Raw genomic sequence first — 17,955 nt, 5'->3', positions numbered from 1 at the left:
AAGGGCGTGGGCCGGCTGGCCGGCCCGAAATTTCCTGTTCGCGGGAAACCGCAGTCGGGCTCGCCCGACGGCAACGGTGCTGGAGGGCCGGGCCCTGCGAGGACGTCTCTCTATGACGTCCTTCTATATAGAGTGCTTCGTCATGGAGTGATTCTGATCGCTGCGATCGCCGCGCGCGAGATTACGCCGCATGCACGCGAGAGATCAGGCATGAACAATCTTTCGGCGTCCAGGGGGCGGCAGGAATCATGATGTCGACACAGTGCTCGCTCTTGATAAGTGCCCGGACTATCCAGGGCGACTCCCATGACTTCTGCATTCGTCTCCACTTTCATCTTCAGTGCCGGACTCATCTCGGGATACGTGTTGCGTGCTTGGCGCGTCCAGCGAAGTCCCGCGAGATCATCCCGTGGCGCCGCGCGCCGAACAGACGGTGCAACTCCCACCTCAACGTTCGGCCACGCCCGGCGAGCCTTTTAGCGCCGCGTCCGATGCGCTGGCAGGACGCGGGATCTCACTGATACCAATGGGGCATGGCGAGATGAGCGAGCCGAAGAGGGACGCGCCCCGGCGCTACATCGTGGATGGCGCGGGACAACGCGTGCTTGTCGGCCTCACGATCTCGGAGACGGCCGAGTTCGAAGCCCTCGATAATCCAGGCGCCCGCCTCGGCGCTGACTTCCTTGTCGAAGCGCGCCGTGTCCGTCAGGCCGGGCATGGCGAGCGTTGGCTGGAGCTCTACGTCAAGCACGAGCGGGCCTGGAGCGATTGGATGGCTGGAAAGCGTGCGGGGCTGGAGAAGCCCGGCCTGCTCAACTAATCGCAGCGCGCTTCAGCTGTAGCGGGCAAACCCTCGTCAACTCACACCGCGAGCATGCGGCTGCCCTGGATACTCATCAGGGTCAGGTTGCCGGTCGCATAGGCGCCGGTGTCGATGTTGACGCGGTTCGCCAGGAATTCGGCGCTGCGGACCGGCGTGTGACCATGCACGATATATTTGCCGAACTGCTGCTCGCTGCGCAGGAATTCTTCGCGGATCCAGAGCAGATCGCGCTCGGCCTGCTCGGCCAGGGGAACGCCCGGGCGAACGCCGGCGTGGACGAAGAAGAAGTCCCCGCAGCTGAAGCTCAGCCGCAGATTGTCGAGGAATTCCAGATGCTCGGTGGGCATTGCCCGGATCAGATCGCGCATGATCGATGCGGGCTCGTCGCGCTTCAGGTCCGGCGGTGGGAGCCCGTAGGACATCAACGTCTGGGCGCCGCCCACGGCAATCCAATCCTCGAACAGGGAAGGGTCCTCGAACACGCTGACGAGGAACGCCTCGTGGTTTCCCTTGAGGAAGACCGCGTTTCCACGACGGCTCCGTTCGACCAGGACGTCGAGTGTAGTGCGCGTATCCGGGCCGCGATCGATGTAATCACCCATGAAGACCTCGACCGCGTAGCGCGGTCGGCTGCGGGCAACGTCGGCGTCGATCACCCGCAACATGGGCTGGAGCAGATGCGCGCATCCGTGAATATCCGAGATCGCATAGATTCGGACTCCCTCCGGCAATTGCGGTTTGGGAACGGACGGACGTGGTCGGGCGAGAGATATCATGGCGCTCAATCGATCGGGTGGTCGAAAAAATTTCCCAAGTCGCCGGCACCCCAGGAGCTTCCATGCAACGAACAGCGTGCATTCGGCGAGGCAGCGTCCCTGTTCTCCGGCTCGATCACGCCAAAAGAAGGGCGCGGCAGTTTTTGCCGATTGCTCATGCGGGCAACGCGAATGATCGCTCGGCCAGAATTGCATGCCTGAATCGAATTTCCAGACGCACGCCCAGATAGAAATCCATCGAAATTCTCGCGGGCCGCCCGGCGAGCCTGAGCAATTGCGTCGCCTGAAAGATGGGCGGCGAGACGCTCGCGCAACGATCAGCTGCCGCCCCGGATGTGGAACTTGATTCAAAATAGGGCAACGCGTTCGCTCCTATGTCATCACTGTGACGACATTTTCAGCGCGACGAATTTCACCGCGCATTTCAACGCGACATACGATCCTTGCGCCGCAAAAGTTTTGCGTGCAGCGCCACAATGTCGCTGCGATCAACCAACACTTTCCGTGCGGGGAAGTGACGAGTCTTCAGCATCACGATGAGCGTCAGGCACTCTCTACGATAAGCAGAGGTTCGAATGGCTGTTGCAACTTATGGTTCTGAAAACGCTCACACGCTGTCGTCGACGCGCGGTGGCTCTCTTCAGAGGCCATTTCAGATCGTCGTCATGGCGGCTGACTTTCTGCTGATCTTGTTGAGCTATGCCGCCGGGGCTTCGTTGTACGGCGCAGCGGTCGCCTCGCCCAATGACGGCGCTTCGGTGGGAGCAGGGTTGTTTGTCGGTGTGGTGTTCGTCGCGGTCGCCTATTTCCGGGACGTCTATGCCACCCACCGTCTGCTCAACGTCGTCTGGCAGCTTCGAAAGGCGGTGATGATCTGGCTGATGTCGCTGACGATCCTTGCCGTTGCGGCCTTCCTGCTGAAATCGACAGACAATCTGTCGCGCGGCACCGTCATCGTGTTTGCCGTGATCGGCGGGCTCGGCCTGATCAGCCTCCGCTTCGTCTGGCAGGCGGTGTTCGGCACCAGCTTTGCGCGAAGCCGGCTGGTCGACCGCAAGGTGATCCTGCTCAGCCTCAAGCCGCTCGACTTCACGTCGAGCCGTTTCAAGGACCTGCGGAGGAATGGCTTCGACGTGATGCGCCATTTCGTGCTCGGAGCCGATCGGGACGACGGCCAGTGGGAGCGCCAGATTCGTGACGTGATCCGTCAGTCGCGTTCGGCCGACGTCGACGAATATCTGCTTGCGATCGACTGGAACGAATTGCCGATGCTTCGCAAGCTGGGGCCGTACTTGCGCGCGGTTCCACAGCCCATACGCCTGCTGCCGGACGACCCGGTCGCCGATCTCGTGGCCCGTCCCTTCCTGCCGGTCAGTGGAACCGTCGCGGTCGAAATCCAGCGGCCGCCTCTCACCATTCTGGAGCGGCTGCAAAAGCGCTGCCTCGACGTTGGCGTGGCCGTGTTCGCGCTGGTGATGCTGACGCCGCTGCTGCTGACCGTTGCCGTGCTGATCAAGCTGGACTCCCCCGGAAACGTCATATTCCGGCAATCGCGCCGCGGCTTCAACGGCCGGCCGTTCGAGATCTGGAAGTTCCGAACCATGACCGTTTGCGAGAACGGCGAGACCATCGCCCAGGCGACCAAGCGGGATGCCCGGGTCACCAAGATCGGGCGTTTCCTGCGCATGACGAGCATCGACGAACTGCCGCAGCTCTGGAACGTGCTGCGCGGGGATATGTCATTGGTCGGGCCGCGACCGCATGCGCTGGCCCATGACAATTATTACGACGAGCTGATCAGCAAGTACGTCTACCGGCACCACATGAAGCCGGGATTGACCGGCTGGGCCCAGGTGAACGGGTTCAGAGGGGAGACGCCGACGATCGATCTGATGGAAAAGCGGGTCGAGTACGACGTCTGGTACGTCAGCAACTGGAGCATCTGGCTCGACCTGAAGATCATGGCCCGCACGGCGTCCGCGGTGATGTTCCAGGAAGCCTACTGACGGCTCAATGGCCCGATGATCTAACCGATGATCTGAAACGGCAGGCGCCGGAGCTCAGGTTCCGTCGCGTGTCGACCTGCCGAAGAGCCGCATGATCGCATCCCGCAGGGCGAGCAGCGGCGGCACCAGCACGAAGAAAGCCCCCATCGCAACGGAGACGATGACATGGCGGATCGAGAACGGTTCGTCCTGCTCGATCTCCCGCCGGCTCGGATCGATGGGCGCGGGTGAGAGTGTCGGCGCCGCCATCGGCTGCCGACGCGCCTTGCGTGGAGGAACCACGATCAACACGAACAGGATGTTGAGCAGCACCCAAATGGTCAAAATCGTGAGGACGATCAGCATTCCGAGCCCGCCGGAAAGGAACTACAAATATGAGCCGAGAGTAGCCTCAGAGAACCCGGAAAGATAGGTGCCCAAAGTTTCGGCATTTGAGACGTCGAAGACCGGATTGTCGCGTCTTATCGATGAACGTTGGCCAATTGGCGCACTGTCCTAGCCGTCGCCGTCTTCGTCAATCCTTGCTTTTGGCTAGAGCAATAACTGCAAGTTGTGGATTCCGGACGAATACGGAGACCGGAGTAGGTCCGGGTCGGCTTGACGCAAGCTCCGGTCTCGCAGGCGAGGCGCGCGCGATCGCCTTCACCCAACAGTTCCGCAAAGCACGAAAAAGGGCCCGCTGCCAAATGGCAACGGGCCCGCGGTCGTTCCAGGTCGGCTGGGCGCGGCGCCGCGCCTCTGCCTAGGTATGCTCGACGTAGTAGCTGTTGTGGTGCTTTCCCTTGTACGCCTCGATGCGCTTGAGCATCTTCGGGTTGGCGCGATTGAGCACGGCGCCGAGCAGCTTCTTCTGTAGGACTTCCGATCCGGAAACCGACTCCTGTAGGGCGCTTCGTGTCGTCTGCCCCCATTCGATCACGTAGACCATGGCGTCGATCAGGAGGCTGACGGCCTTGGAGTCCGCCACCGGCATCACCGGGGCAAGATCGATCACGATGTACTCGTAGTGCTCTCTCAGCACCTTGAGCAGCTCGGCCATCGCCTTCGATCCAATGACGTCGGCCGAATTGACCATGCGGGACGCGACGACGGAGGGCAGGAAATCCAGGCCCGTCTCCTTGCTTCGCTGCACATGATAGCCGAGGCTCGCCGGATCGCTGAGAGCCTCCACCAGTCCGCTCTGGGCGTTGGGGGCAAGCTCTCGGGTCAGCGAGCGCGTGTGCAGATCGCCGTCGATCAGGACGGTGCGATGTCCGGTAAGGGCGATCAACTGCGCGAAGTTGGCCGCCACCGTCGTTTTTCCTTCCTTTGGCAGGGAAGACACGATGCCGATCACCTTGATCTCGCGGGTCAGGCGCGCAACGTCGATCGACACCTTGATGTTGCGCAACGTCTCGGCGAACCGCGAGAACGGATGATCGACGACGTAGCGGGACAGATCGGCCGAGCTTGTCTTGGCCGACGTCGAAAGCAACGCGCCGGTCGTCGTCGGCGGACGAATGTCGGGCAGGACCCCGAGGCACTTGACGCCGAGCTCGTCCTCGACCTCGGCGGGGGTCCGCAAGACGTCGCTGAGCAGTTCGCGCCCGAACGCGACACCGAAGCCGAGGCAGAGGCCGCCGACCAGGCCTCCCACCAGCGCCAGCACGGTGCGCGGCGAGCTCTTGCGTTCGGGCTTGGTGGCGGTGCTGATCAGGCGCGCCTCGCTGAGCGGAAAGCTCTGATTCTGCGTCGCGCTCTGCAGCTTCTCGAGGAAATTGTTGTAGAGGTTGCGGTAGGTGTCCGCGGCGCTCTCGAGGTCGCGCAGCTTGACTGCGGCCTGGCCGGTATCGCCGGCCTGGGCGACGAGCTCCTTGACGTTCTTCTCGAGCGAGGCTTCGCGGCTCTTTGCGATCTCATAGTCGCTGCGATAGGCGTCCCCGATCCGACGCAGCTCGTCGGCGATGTTCTTGCGCAGCTCATCCATCTTGTTGGCGAGATTGACCGCCGCAAGATGTTGCTTGCCGTAGCGTCTCGACCAGTCGGCATACTGGGCCTGGAGATCCAGATATTGCGCGCGCAGGCGGGTGATGACGGAGTTGTTGAGAGCGTCGGTCACCGTCGATTGTGCGACGTCCTGGTCTGAAATCGCGGTGATCCGGTCGAGCCGGGCCTTGGCTTCGGCCGTCGACGCCCGCGCCTGAACCAGCTGGGTATTGAGGTCCGACAATTGCTGCTCGGACATCAGGCCGCGGCTGGTTCCGACGATATTGTTTTCGGCCTTGAAGGTCTGCACGGCACGGTCGCTGGCGGTTGCCTGCTCGCTCAGCTCGATGCTGCGCTGCTGAAGCCATTCGGTTGCCCGCTTGGTGGACTGATATTTGGCTTCCAGCGCGCCAACGAGGTAGGCATTGGCGATGGCGTTGACGATCTTGGCGGCCTTGTCGGGGCTTCGCGCGCGATAATTCAGCGACAAGACATACGTCGTCAGGACGCGCTCGGTTCTCAGGCTCTTTTGAACCGTCTCGACCACGGCATGTTCGAGCCGCTCCTGGGACGGCGGCTCGCGGGAGCCAAACGGCGACATGACCTTGCCGAGGACGATGGACAGCAGGCCCGGATTGGAGCCATTGAACTCCGGATCCTCCGTCAGCTTCAGGCGACGGACGACCGAGAGGATCAGGTCGTCCGAATTGATGACCTCGACCTGGCTGTCGACGTAGCCGGTGTCGATGAGCGCGCTGCTGGCGTTGCTGTCCTTGTCCAGCACCTGTGCCTGACGCGTGTCCATCATGATGCGGGCATTCGCCGTGTACATCGGTTGCGCCAGCGCCAGATAGACCATCACCAGGGCCAGCGAAGCTCCGGTGCAGGCCGCGATGACCGGCCATTGCCGGCGCAGGACGTCCGTGACGCGCTCGAAGCTGAGGACCGCTCCGCCGAATTCGATGCCGAATCGGTGTCCCGACTGGAAATGTTCTCTGGGTTGGTACATTGGTTTGCTTCGCTGCCTCTGACGGTCGCTGATCAGTTCGGAAGGGGGACGGGTTTGAAGGGATTGGCCAGCTTGGTCTTCCATTCGCCGTCGAGCAGCGCCCCGCCCCGGGGCGGTGGCGTCGAACTCCTGGCTTGCGATTGAATCTGGATGCCAGAGGCGTCGTCTCCCGCGGCGGAATAACCTGCTTGCACGTTGAGATCACCGATCCGCTGCACGAAATCCCTGATCTTGCGTGCAGCCTCCGGCTTCGTCGACGTGCACCTCCCTTCGGCAATGCGCAGTGCGGCACCGATGGAGGAGCGGTCGGCCGAGGCCGATGAAGAGATCAGCGTCTGCACCGACGGCAACACCGACGGATTCGTGGCGAGATAGGTCGCGAGCTGAAATCTCAGCTTCTCCTTGTCATTGCGCAACCGCTCCAGAAGCGAGGAGGGTGACTTGACGAAGGTGTCGAGTTCCAGTTGCGAGGCACGGCCCGAAAATTCGACGCACTGAGCCCGGCAAGCATCGACGCTCGAAACGATCAGCGCAGAACCTATCAAGACGGTCGATAGCCATCGCGGTTGTGCATGACGACGTGTTAGTCCGCGGCCCATCCGTGTTCCTTGCTTGTGTTGCAATGAGAGAACAGGCGAAACTTGTCAGGTAACTGTGTCATCTTTTTGTGCGGCGCAAAAGCTGACGCGCGATCGTCGATGACGAACAGATGCTCTGAGACTTGCACCGGTTGCAAAGACACGGATTACAATGCCTGCGAGATCGGCATGTCGCGCTCACGAATGTTGCAACTTGAAAACATGTCGGGCACTCGCGGACCGGCGTGTCGCAGAACCGACACAAGTCGCGCCGCGTTTCATTGTTCCCCGTACGGAGAAAATTTTTCACTGCGATAATTCACGGCAGAAAATCATCTCGTGCGCCGGGCCTGCATCGCAACACCGCCGAATTTCGCGCACACTTTGTACGCAAATGCTCGCAATGATCCCGGCCGAATTGATTGCGCGCCGATGCGCGGCGGTCTCAAACAAAAAAAGTGGCGTGAACTTGGCGCTCGCATGTCCGGACGAACTGCGAGCGTTGAAATTATCGTCGACCGTCATGCGCCGAATGCGAGTCCGCGATCGCAGAGATTGAACGCGCGCGAGTCCTGATACACAGTACTGCGGTGCAATAGCTGGGAATGTTGATGTGACGGAGTTGGTTCATCGTGAGAAGGCGCATGTCCTGCCGCTCGACAGCATCCGGGGCATCGCCGCGACGTCGGTGGTGATTCACCATCTGCTGCTGATGCCGACGTTCCTCGCGGCGTTCCCGCACAATGCGTGGATCAACTGCTCGTTCTTCAGAAGCTCCTGGTTGCTGGTCGATCTGTTCTTCGTTCTCAGCGGCATCGTCATGGCGCTCAGCTACGTCGAAAGCGAGTTCGGACGCTTCTCGCTGCGCGAGTTCATGGTGCGGCGCCTGGCGAGGGTCTATCCGCTGCACATCGTCATGCTGATGGCGAATCTGTTGTTTCGTCTCCTGCGTATCAGCCTGGTCATGGCGGGCGTCATCGTGGCCGCGCCCGCGGCCTTCGAAGTGAACAATGCCTATTCCTTCGGTCTCAACGTCCTGCTGCTGCATTCGATGGGCTTGATCAACTATCTCAGCTGGAACGCGCCCAGCTGGAGCATCAGCGTCGAATTCTACACCTACCTGGTGTTCGGCCTGATTATTCTCTTTGCCCAGCGCCTGCGCTCCCTGCTGTTGTTCTACGTCCTCTGCGGCGCGCTGGCGGTCGGAAGCCTGGTCTTCATCATCTTCGTGCTCGACAAGAGGAGCCTCGGGCTTCAGACCGACTTCGGTATCCTGCGCTGCTTCGTCAGCTTCTTTCTAGGCGTGCTCACGGTCAGGATCGTCGATCGCCTGCCGACCAGGCCGGGCCCCGCGGTTCAGGGCGCGCTGCAATTCGCCGCCATGACGGCCAGCATCGTGCTGGTGTCCCTGGCGGAGACCAGTCCTGCGTCGACCTTCCTCGCGCCCGTGACGTTCGCGGTGTTCCTCGGCAGCCTGCTGGCCTTTCCGGATGCGCTGATGGTGCCGCGGATGCTGGTGGCCAGGCCGCTGGTCTGGCTCGGGAAACGTTCCTACTCGATCTACATGGTGCACGCGCTCGTGGTGCTGCTCGCCGAGTATTTCGTGCGGGCCGTGGGGGCAGGGCGGATCGCCGCGCTGGATTCGGTCTGGGCAGGCCTGCCGGCGACGTTGAACCTCGTGGTCTCGCTGGCCGCGGTTCTGGCGGTTTCGCACTTCACTTATCTCTACATCGAAATTCCCGGCGGCAAGTTCATGCGGAATGCGCTCGGAAGCCGTCGGGATTTCGCGGGGGCTCCCGCGCGCTCGGCGCGGCTGACGAACTGAGCCGCATATGACGATGCTCGCGCTGCAACAGCCCAGAATGACGCTGATCAGCCTCAACATCGAGGCGATCGCGCTCGGCGCCTATCTGGTCCGCGACGCCTTTGGCGGCGTGATCCGCTATTACACCAGCATCTATCACATGAACGCGCTCTGGTACGTGCCCGACGCCATTGCGATTCTGTGCCTGATCCAGTTCTTCGTCCATTGCATCTTGCGCAATCGCAGTACCCTGGCCCTCCTGGTATTGGTGCAGATCATGCTGTCGCTCGTGCTCGGCTATTTCATGCTGGGTACGGTCAACGCAGCGGTCTCGTCGTTCAAGATGATGCTGCCGGTGTTCGTCGGATTCTGCTTCTGCGACTCGAGCCTCGGCTCATACAAGAAGCTTCTGTCGGTCATCGCCGTGACCTTCTACCTGTCGGTGATCGGCGTGTTCCTGACCAAATTCTACCTGATGCCCTGGGTGGGCTACAAATACGAGTCCTTCGGCGCAGTCCGCGAGGCCGGCCGATTGTGGTGGGCCTATGGCGGCGACGACCAGCGCCTCATGGGCTTTGCGGCCGACAACACCATGGCGGCCTTTTTCATCCTGGTGTCGTTCGCGATCACGTCGATTCGCATGAGCACCACCTGGTGTCTCCTGCTCGGTTCCATCGCGATCTATGCCACCAAGCTGACCACCAGCAAGACGACCATGATCGTCCTCGTGCTCTACTTGATCCTGCTGGTGTTGGTGCGGATGCTGCCGGAGAGATCGCGCTTTCCCGCGATCCGGACCATCGCGCTGTGGTCGTATGCTTCGATCTTCGTGCCGTTCTTCATGATCGTGGTCGCTTCGGGGACCGCGGCGGTGCCGCATTCGACCCTCTTCAGCATCCTCGATCGCATCAACAACAGCTGGCAGAAGCCGTTCATCTACCTGACTCAGCTCATGCCGGTCGGCCTGGTGACCGGTTGCGGCGCGGGCTGCTTCAACTATCCGCAGCAGCTGTTCTCGCCGCTCGCGGCTTATTGGGTGCCCGTCGATAATTTCTACATCGGGACCTACCTGATGTTCGGCCTGCCCTTTGTCGCGTTCATGGTGATGGTGTTCCGGGCAACGTTCGGAGCGACAGACGTGTACAAGTTGACGCTGATCTTCATCGTCAACCTGTTCACGATCACGGTGCTGAACTACGGCCCGGCATCCGGTCTCCTGATCATCGCATTGAGCTTCAGCGAGGTATTTTCGCGGCGCGCGGCCTCCGCACGGGCGGGCGACACCGTGCCAATCGTCATGAAGCCGCCGCTGCCGCCATTGGAAGGTTTCCGCCCGGACATGCCGGCGGCGAGCGGAAGCAGGTGAGAACGAACGATGCATAAACGGCTCGCATTCATCGACACGCTGCGCGGCATTGCCGTGTTAGCGGTCCTGGTCCAGCACGTGTTCGAGGTGATCGTCGAAAAGCATCCGACGGGCGCCTATTACTGGCCCATCCACGACGTGTTCGGCTACTATATGAACTTCGGCCGGTTCGGCGTGGTGCTGTTCTTCTTCGTCAGCGGCTTCGTCATTCCGTTCAGCTTTCCCGACAGCGCCACGCCGGTGCGGGATTTCTCGATCAGTCGCTTCTTCCGGCTCTATCCGGCCTATTGGACCTCGCTCGTCATCGGGCTGGTGACGATGTATCTGCTGGACTCGAAGGTCTATCCGCTCGGGCAGGTCGCTGCGAACGTGACGATGTTGCAGACCTTCGTGAATGTCCCGAACCTCTGGGTGTTCTATTGGACCCTGGCGATCGAGCTGCTGTTCTACGTCGGATGCACCATTCTGTTCGCGATGGGACTGCTGAATCAGCGCTTCACGGCGGTGGCGATCGTGGTTGGGGCCGCGCTGGTCGGAACCAGCGCTGCGCTCTTCGTCGAGAGCAGGATGGTCTCCTCGGTGATGGAGGTCGGGTTGAACCTGTCGGCGATGTTCCTGGGCAAGATCATTCGCGACACCGTCATCGGCGGGAGGCTGCGATGGAGCCACGTGGCCGTCTGCACGCTGCTGTATGCGATCTTCGCCGTCACCCTGTCCGACCGGCGGTTCGGCGGCGTGTATCACGAGAATTTCTTCTACAGCTATTCGATCGGAGCGGCCTATGTCTGCGCCGCGCTGGTCTTCATCGGCTTTGCCGTGTTCGGCGAGAGAATGGCGTGGCGTCCGATGGCCTTTGTCGGCGTGATCAGCTACTCGGTCTACCTGATGTCGCCGTTCGTGATCGTCTTCGTCCACCGGCTCGTCTGGTTCGGCGACGGGCCGCTCGGATGGTCGCTGTTCCTGCTGCTGACCCTGGCGCTGTCGCTTGCCGTCAGCTGGATGACGTTCTCGTTCGTCGAGAAGCCCAGTATTGCCTATGGACACCGGTTCCGCTCGGCGCGCCGAAAGAGGGTGGTCATCGAGCCTGCGCTCAGCACCCAAGGGGCCGCAGAGTGACCAGGATTCCGCACCAGGCGGGCCCGGCCTATGACGGATCGTTCGTCCCGTCGGTCCAGGGGCTGCGCGGCATTGCGGCGCTGAGCGTGCTGATGGATCATTTCTACGACATGCCGAAGGGCGGCATGTACGACATCCCGGATCCCGGATTCCTGCCGCCGCTCTGGGCCTGGCTGCAATCGGTGATCAATGTCGGCGGGCACGGTGTCGAGCTGTTCTTCATGATCAGCGGCTTTCTGATCCCGGCGAGCCTGGTACGGCATGGGTCGCTGCCGCGGTTCTTCTTCGATCGCGTCCTGCGCATCATGCCGGTGTTCGTCGTGCTGCATCTCGCACTGTTCGCGATAGGTCCGATCGTCGCCTACAAGTTCTTCCGTGGCATCGATCTGCCGAGCTATCTCGCCATCTTCACCGCCAACCTGTTCTTCGTGCAGGATGCGCTCGGCCTGCCCATTGCCCAGCAGAATGCCTGGACGCTGACCTACGAATGGGCATTCTACATCTGGTTCGCACTGACATTCTCCATGTGGCGCAGCGGCGGCAGGCTGCTGACTGCGCCCCTGATCCTGCTCGGCATCGCCTGTCTTCTGCATTGGCCGATCACGGCCTTCTTCTGCATCGGCATGCTGTTCAGCGCCACCGGCTTTCGTATCTCGATTCCGGGGCGTCTCGGCTTGATCGCGGGGCTTGCTTGCGGAGCAGCGATGTTTGCGAGCCTGGTGCTGCTTCACCCGTTCGTGGGGCTGCTGCCCGGCTTCCTGCTGTTCGGCATGGCGCTTGCCCCGGAGTCGGGCCTCGGCAGGGCCCTGAGTGCGCCGGCCCTGCAATATGTCGGCAAGATCAGCTACAGCCTCTATCTCGTGCATCCCTTCGTGCTGTTCCCCCTGCAGGTGATCGGCCTGAAGCTGGTTGCTGTCGGCGTCGATCGCTGGCTGCTGTGGGCTGCCTTCATCGCGCTCGGGCTGGTGCTGTCGTTGGTCGCGAGCGTGATCAGCTATGAGCTGATCGAGGTGAGGCTGAGGCGCCTGTTGGACGGGGCGATCCGGGGCATGTTCTTTCGACCGCTGAAGGTCGGGCAATCGGCTTGAGGCGCGCGTGCCGTCGCCGTCAGCTCACGGTACGGCCGGCGAGCTTGTGATAGGACCCGAGCAATTGCTCGGCGATGTGGTCCCAGTTCAAGATGCCGGCGGCGGTCTGGCGTGCGCCGTCTGTCAGTGTCGCGGCAAGGGGCTTCGAGGTCAGCACGCGTTCGAGCGCATCGGCCAATGCGGCGGCGTCACCCGGCGGGACCAGCAGCCCGTTGACGCCGTCGGTGACGACGTCGGGGATGCCGCCGGTGGCGCTGGCAACGACGGGACGGGAATTGCCGTAGGCCGATGCGAGCACGCCGCTCTGCGTTGCATCCTTGTAGGGCAGGGCGACCACCGTGGCGGATTGAAACAGCCGCCCGGTATCCCCAGGCGAAATATAGGCGTTGATCGTCTTGACGGTCGGCATCGCCTCCATCCGCGCGCCGAGCCGCGTCATCTCCGGGCCGCGGCCGGCAACGATCGCCTCATGGGCTACGCCGCGCCGGTTCAACATGTCGATCGCGTCGATGAAGACGTCGAGGCCTTTGTACGCCCACATCCGCCCAAAAAACAGGATGCGCGCGGATTCGGGTGCGGCGATCGCGCCTCCTGCCGGCGGAACCATCAGCACGCCGTGCATGCTGGAAACCGTGTCGCCCTTGAAGTCAGGTGACGCGCGGCGAAAATCCGCGATGCAGCTTTCGCCGTGGGTCGTGACGATCGATGCGGCAGCGCGCATGCGTCCACGCCAGGCATCTTCACGCGGCGAGGTGCCGGAGCCACCTTCCGAATGCGGTATCGCATCGTGAACCGTCAGCACTAGGGGAATGCCGAGCGGACGGAGCAGCTGAATCAGCTTCGACGTGTAGATTTCCGGAACTTCGTGACAATGAATCACGTCCGGACGAAACGATATTATGTCGATGAAGGACGCGGGGATGCCGATCGCGCCGCCGCGACGCAGGCTCAGGTCGCGGACGCGGGTCTCGAAGGGCGCGGCCACGGCGATATCGGCAAGTTCCCATTGCTGGTTCGCGTCCTTGGCGTTGAGCACGAGGCGGACGTCGCAATGATGCGCCAATCCCGATGCGAGCCGGTAGGAATATTCCGCAAAATGCGGTGCGTAGATCGCCACGCGCAAACGCCTGGAGTTGCGGAGAGAACGCTGAGCAGGCGAATTCATCAAGGCATCCATCTTGCATCACTTCGCAAAGGTCGATTGGAGTGTAGTCCACGATTTGAACTCACTTCCACTCTAAATGGGAAACGTGACGGCACTCATCTGATTGCCATCACTCCGTCGTAATGTCCGGAGCAATCACTGCTCCGCAGTGATCGAAGACGGTGACGTCGCGGCAGCATCGCGTGCCACGTCATCTAGCCTGCGATTGTGGTTGGATCTGTCGGAATTGGGTCGAATTGTTGATGAACGTCACGCCGGGCAAACAACATCAGGTCGTGGTTGCCTTGTTCTGGTCGCTTGCACAGAATTGGGGCGGCCGGGCGCTGTCGTTCGTCCTGTTCCTGGTGCTGGCGCGGCTGCTCAACCCGGCGGATTTCGGCCTCGCCGCGCTCGTCGCCTTCATCCTCCTGTTGTTGAGCTCGATCGCGGAATTCGGCTTCGGTGACGCGTTGATCCAGCGACGGACGCTCACGCCCGCCGACGTGACGTTGCCCTTCTTCTGCTCCTTCGCCGCTTCGACGCTTCTGGCGGTTCTGATTGTCCTCCTTGCGTCGGATATCGAGCGTTGGCTCGGCGTGCAGGGGCTCGCGCCGCTGCTGACGGCCGCCAGTCTTTCGCTTCCGATCGGGACCGCGACCCTGTTCCAGGAGGCGCTTTACAAGCGCCAGATGGATTTTCGCGTGCTCGCGGTCAGGACCATGGTGGCAACCGCCGTGTCCGGCGTCGTGGGGATCGCCTGCGCCTATGCCGGGTTTGGCGCTCTCAGCCTCGTGATCCAGGTGGTCGTTCAGAGCGCGATCAGCGGCTTGTGGCTCTGGAGCCAGCCGCGCTGGCTGCCGATGCGCGGCCACGACATGAAAAGTTTCCGCGAGCTCTCGGGCTACAGCATCCACGTCGTGCTGAACAGGCTGCTGGATTTCGCCATCGTTCGCACCATCGACATGATCATCCTGTCGCTCTATGGCGTTGCGGCGCTTGGCATCTATACGGTCGGTGCGAGGGTCTACATCATCCTGATGCAGCTGCTCACCCAGGCGGTCATGGACGTCGCGCTCAGCGCATTGTCCAGGATCGCGCACGAGCGGGACCGCATCGCGGCTGCCTATTTGCGCAGCGTCAGCCTCGGTGCGCTGGTCGGGTCTCCGGTCTTTGTGCTCCTCGCGGCGATCGCGCCGGAGTTCTCCCTGCTGCTGTTCGGTGCGAAATGGGCCGGCAGCGAAGCGGTGATGCGGCCGTTGATGCTGATCGGCGCGGTCCAGACCGTGCAGTTCGTCAACAGCGCCTATTTCGGCGCGCTGGGCAAACCGAACTACGTCTTTCTGCTCAATATCCTGAAGTTCTGTACGGTCGTGCCGGCGATGTTCCTGCTGCCGTCGCGCGACATTGGCCAACTGGCCACGATCTTCGCGTTCTCGCAGCTCGTGGTCACTCCCGTGACATTCGCGCTGGCGCTCCGGCTGCTGGGCCTGAGCTGGGGCCAGTTTCTGCGTCCCATTGCGGGCTGCCTGTGTGCGATCGTTCTGGCTTACGGCGCGGTCGTGCTGTGCCGGGAGGCGACGCCGGGCATGAACCCCTATTTCCGGATCGGACTGCTGTCGTCCTGTTTTGGTGTAACCTACCTGACGGGCCTTCTGCTGCTCTGGCGCAAGCAGGTCCTTTCCCTGATCGATTTCGTCGTGAAGCGCGGTGCGACCGCTTGATGCAGACGAGGAGGATGTCGTGAAGCAATTGATCCCCGTGCCCGTACGCAGGCAGCTGCGAGGCTGGCTCAACAGCGCGAAGAATACGCCGTGGGCCCTCGATCTGCTCGAGCTGCGCAGGTGGCAGATCGCGCGGAAGGACGTCGGCGTCAACGGCGCGCCGCGCAACAATCCGCGCCGGCTCGTCGTGCTCCCCTCCGATCCCTGGAGCGTCCATCAGTCGCGCGGCGACGAGGCCATGATCGAAGCGGCCACCGGAGAGGTGAAGCGGGCCTATCCCGATCTCGAGGTCTACATCGTGACCGCGACCGCAGCCGCCAGCGCGGACGTGCGAGCGATGGGCTTCAAGCCGCTCGAGCTGTGGAGACAGCCGTTCTCCTACGAGACGGTGGCGCAGGAGCTGTCGCTCACCAGGCCGGATTTCGGGCTGATCCTGGGGGCCGACGTGCTGGACGGCTACTATTCGCCGGTGGATGCCGCGCGCATGCTGCTGGTTGCCGATCTGATGGCGGCGTTCGGCGCCAAGGTCAGCGTGCTCGGCTTCAGCTTCAACTCCCGCCCGGCGAAGGCATTGCGCGAAGTGTTCCGACTGCTGGATCCGGGCGTGGTCCTGAACCTGCGCGATGCGATATCGCTTCGGCGGTTCGACGATTTCGCCAGGAAGCGCGCCCATCTGGTCACCGATGCGGCGTTCATGTTGACGCCGCGGGCGGATACGGCCGCGGTGAAGCAGATCGCGGCCAGGATAGCGCGGCAGCGCGAGCAGGGCCGCAAGGTCTTCGTCTTCAACATCCATCCGATGTTGTTCAAGAAGCCGGAGCCGGCCAAGCTGCGGCAAATGATCGAGCTTGCGGCGGGCGCCATGCAGCTTCTGTCTCGTGAGCACGATGCAAGCTGGGTGCTGCTGGCACACGACTATCGCCCCGAGATCGCCGACGACAATTGTCTGCGGCCGCTGGCCGACCTCCTCGAGCCCGTGCTCGGCGATCGCGTGCACCACGTCGATCAGGCGCTGTCGGCGGGCGAGATCAAGGCCGTGGTGGGTCTGGTCGACGGCGTGATCACCGGCCGCATGCATCTGGCGATTGCGGCGCTGGGGCAGGGCACGCCGGTCGCGGCGATCACCTACCAGGACAAATTCCAGGGCCTGTTCGCGCACTTTGGCGTCAGCGAACAGCTCTTGTTATCGCCGTCGCAGTTCCTCGTCGGCGATAGCTTCGAGACGTTCCTGCTGAACTTCCTCGGCGCGCACGAAGCGGTCGGCCAGCAGGTCCGTCAGGCCCTGCCTGACGTCATGGAATTGTCCCGCGCCAATATCGCGCCGTTGCTGGGTGAAAGCGCGATGCGGATCGTGCCGGCGGCCGACGGCAAGGTCGCCTGAACGCACTCACGTCATCGGCAGGGCGGTCAGTTGACCGCCCGCTCGGTGTTGTCGAACCGCATCGATGTCTCGGCGGCCACCGTCTGGACCTTGCGCGAGGAGGGAAGGCCGGTGTCGGCCCAGCGATTGATGAGCCGCCGCGTGGGATTCTCGAAATAGGCGTAGGTGCGGTCCGCGATGATCGTCAGGACCACACAGCATGCCAGGGCGTACAGGCCGAACTGATCGGGGCGCAGTCCGAGCCAGGTCCACAATGGCTTGAACACGGCAATGAGAACGGCGTCGTGCAGCATGTAGATCGCATATGAGGTGTTACCGAGCCGGCCGAGCAGGCGGGCGCCCGGAAACTGCTTGAAGGCACTTTCGCCGACCGCCGTCAGCAGGATGGCGCAGGAGAACAGCAGGATGGCGAGGTCGGGCTTGGCGAAGACGTTGAGGACGAGCACGGAGACGCCGAACATGCCGATGCCGGCGATGATCATCCGCTTGCTCCGGTAGGGATGCGACATCCGGAACAGAATGGCGAGCAGGATTCCGTTCAGGAAGCTCGGCAGCGCGCGCAGCATTCCGTAGTCGAAATTGGCGCCATACATCTGCGACCGCTCCTGCCAGATCGGCAGATGGCCATGGGCGAGGACCAGATAGAGCGCCGCCACGATTGCGGCGAGCACCATTGGTTGGACCTTGCGCGCAAACAGCATCAAGAGCGGAAAGATCAGGTAGCAGAAGAACTCCGCGCTGATCGACCAGGACGGCGAGTTGAAGCTGAGGTGATCGGTGACGCCCCAGGCCTGGACCAGCAGGATGTTGTACAGGAAGTCCAGCGGGGTCGAGCGGGCGGTGCGCTCCAGCCCGACGCCGATCAGCACCACGAAGATGAGCAGGCTCAAGAGGTGCAGCGGATAGATCCGCGCGACACGCCGGATCATGAAGCGGGAATAGGCAGCCACGCCACGCGCGTCGGACGGGTAGGAGTAGGAGATCACGAAGCCGGACAGGATGAAGAACATGTCGACGAACAGGCCAAAGGACCCGTTCCAGGCCGGCGAGATGCCCGTGTCGATCAGCTTCAGGTGGAAGATGAAGACCCCGAGCGCGGCGACGAAGCGGTAGAAGTCGAGAACGACGAAACGTCTTGCTTCACTGGCTTCCATCGGGCCTCGGAGTCCTTGCGCGGG

15 protein-coding genes are annotated in these 17,955 nt (G+C 62.3%); 8 read left to right on the top strand and 7 right to left on the bottom strand.

Features of this window, described 5'->3' with window-relative positions:
* Nucleotides 1–541: 541 nt before the first annotated feature.
* Nucleotides 542–820: a hypothetical protein gene (locus tag DCM80_RS02980; RefSeq protein ID WP_257195679.1), complete on the top strand. Its 279-nt coding sequence runs from the start codon at nt 542–544 to the stop codon at nt 818–820.
* Nucleotides 821–861: 41 nt separating this feature from the next.
* Here the strand turns inward: DCM80_RS02980 and DCM80_RS02975 are convergent, their stop codons facing one another.
* Nucleotides 862–1,599: a metallophosphoesterase family protein gene (locus DCM80_RS02975; protein ID WP_257197861.1), complete on the bottom strand. Its 738-nt coding sequence runs from the start codon at nt 1,597–1,599 to the stop codon at nt 862–864.
* Nucleotides 1,600–2,174: 575 nt separating this feature from the next.
* Here DCM80_RS02975 and DCM80_RS02970 point away from each other — a divergent pair.
* Entirely contained in the window at nt 2,175–3,605 is a 1,431-nt protein-coding gene (locus DCM80_RS02970; RefSeq protein WP_306594631.1) for an undecaprenyl-phosphate glucose phosphotransferase, read from the top strand.
* 54 nt (nt 3,606–3,659) lie between these two features.
* Here DCM80_RS02970 and DCM80_RS02965 read toward each other — a convergent pair whose 3' ends face one another.
* The 4 genes from DCM80_RS02965 to DCM80_RS02950 form a co-directional block, all read right to left on the bottom strand.
* Nucleotides 3,660–3,950: a hypothetical protein gene (locus DCM80_RS02965; protein WP_257177961.1), complete on the bottom strand. Its 291-nt coding sequence runs from the start codon at nt 3,948–3,950 to the stop codon at nt 3,660–3,662.
* Between the two features lie 397 nt (nt 3,951–4,347).
* Nucleotides 4,348–6,579, bottom strand: coding sequence for a Wzz/FepE/Etk N-terminal domain-containing protein (locus tag DCM80_RS02960; RefSeq protein ID WP_257195677.1), 2,232 nt, complete (start codon nt 6,577–6,579; stop codon nt 4,348–4,350).
* 32 nt (nt 6,580–6,611) lie between these two features.
* Nucleotides 6,612–7,178 (bottom strand): hypothetical protein, encoded by a 567-nt coding sequence (locus tag DCM80_RS02955; RefSeq protein WP_257195676.1) that lies wholly within the window; start codon nt 7,176–7,178, stop codon nt 6,612–6,614.
* Between the two features lie 285 nt (nt 7,179–7,463).
* Nucleotides 7,464–7,682, bottom strand: coding sequence for a hypothetical protein (locus tag DCM80_RS02950; RefSeq protein ID WP_257195675.1), 219 nt, complete (start codon nt 7,680–7,682; stop codon nt 7,464–7,466).
* Nucleotides 7,683–7,770: 88 nt separating this feature from the next.
* Here DCM80_RS02950 and DCM80_RS02945 point away from each other — a divergent pair, with 88 nt between their 5' ends.
* Genes DCM80_RS02945 through DCM80_RS02930 form a run of 4 tightly spaced genes read left to right on the top strand, consistent with a single transcriptional unit; the run spans nt 7,771 to nt 12,531 of the window.
* Entirely contained in the window at nt 7,771–8,982 is a 1,212-nt protein-coding gene (locus tag DCM80_RS02945) for an acyltransferase (protein WP_257195674.1), read from the top strand.
* Between the two features lie 7 nt (nt 8,983–8,989).
* Nucleotides 8,990–10,327, top strand: coding sequence for a hypothetical protein (locus DCM80_RS02940; protein WP_257195673.1), 1,338 nt, complete (start codon nt 8,990–8,992; stop codon nt 10,325–10,327).
* A 9-nt stretch (nt 10,328–10,336) separates the two neighbouring features.
* Nucleotides 10,337–11,443 (top strand): acyltransferase, encoded by a 1,107-nt coding sequence (locus tag DCM80_RS02935; RefSeq protein ID WP_257195672.1) that lies wholly within the window; start codon nt 10,337–10,339, stop codon nt 11,441–11,443.
* The gene (locus tag DCM80_RS02930; protein WP_257195671.1) at nt 11,440–12,531 is read left to right on the top strand and encodes an acyltransferase; all 1,092 of its coding nucleotides are present in this window, start codon (nt 11,440–11,442) and stop codon (nt 12,529–12,531) included. Before DCM80_RS02935 ends, DCM80_RS02930 begins: the two co-directional genes overlap by 4 nt.
* A gap of 19 nt (nt 12,532–12,550) precedes the next feature.
* Here the strand turns inward: DCM80_RS02930 and DCM80_RS02925 are convergent, their stop codons facing one another.
* A complete protein-coding gene (locus DCM80_RS02925; protein WP_257195670.1) occupies nt 12,551–13,648 on the bottom strand; it encodes a glycosyltransferase family 4 protein in 1,098 nt (365 codons plus the stop codon).
* Nucleotides 13,649–13,938: 290 nt separating this feature from the next.
* Between DCM80_RS02925 and DCM80_RS02920 the strand changes: the two genes are divergently transcribed.
* Both DCM80_RS02920 and DCM80_RS02915 read left to right on the top strand, forming a co-directional pair.
* Nucleotides 13,939–15,396, top strand: coding sequence for a lipopolysaccharide biosynthesis protein (locus tag DCM80_RS02920; RefSeq protein WP_257195669.1), 1,458 nt, complete (start codon nt 13,939–13,941; stop codon nt 15,394–15,396).
* Nucleotides 15,397–15,415: 19 nt separating this feature from the next.
* Nucleotides 15,416–16,777, top strand: a complete 1,362-nt coding sequence (locus DCM80_RS02915) for a polysaccharide pyruvyl transferase family protein (protein WP_257195668.1) — start codon at nt 15,416–15,418, stop codon at nt 16,775–16,777.
* A 26-nt stretch (nt 16,778–16,803) separates the two neighbouring features.
* Here the strand turns inward: DCM80_RS02915 and DCM80_RS02910 are convergent, their stop codons facing one another.
* On the bottom strand, nt 16,804–17,931 hold the full coding sequence (locus DCM80_RS02910; RefSeq protein WP_257195667.1) for an acyltransferase: 1,128 nt from the start codon (nt 17,929–17,931) through the stop codon (nt 16,804–16,806).
* Nucleotides 17,932–17,955: the final 24 nt, after the last annotated feature.

The sequence above is a fragment of the Bradyrhizobium sp. WBOS08 genome (assembly GCF_024585125.1).
Lineage (GTDB): Bacteria > Pseudomonadota > Alphaproteobacteria > Rhizobiales > Xanthobacteraceae > Bradyrhizobium > Bradyrhizobium japonicum_B.
This window is presented reverse-complemented; position numbering and strand designations above follow the sequence as displayed.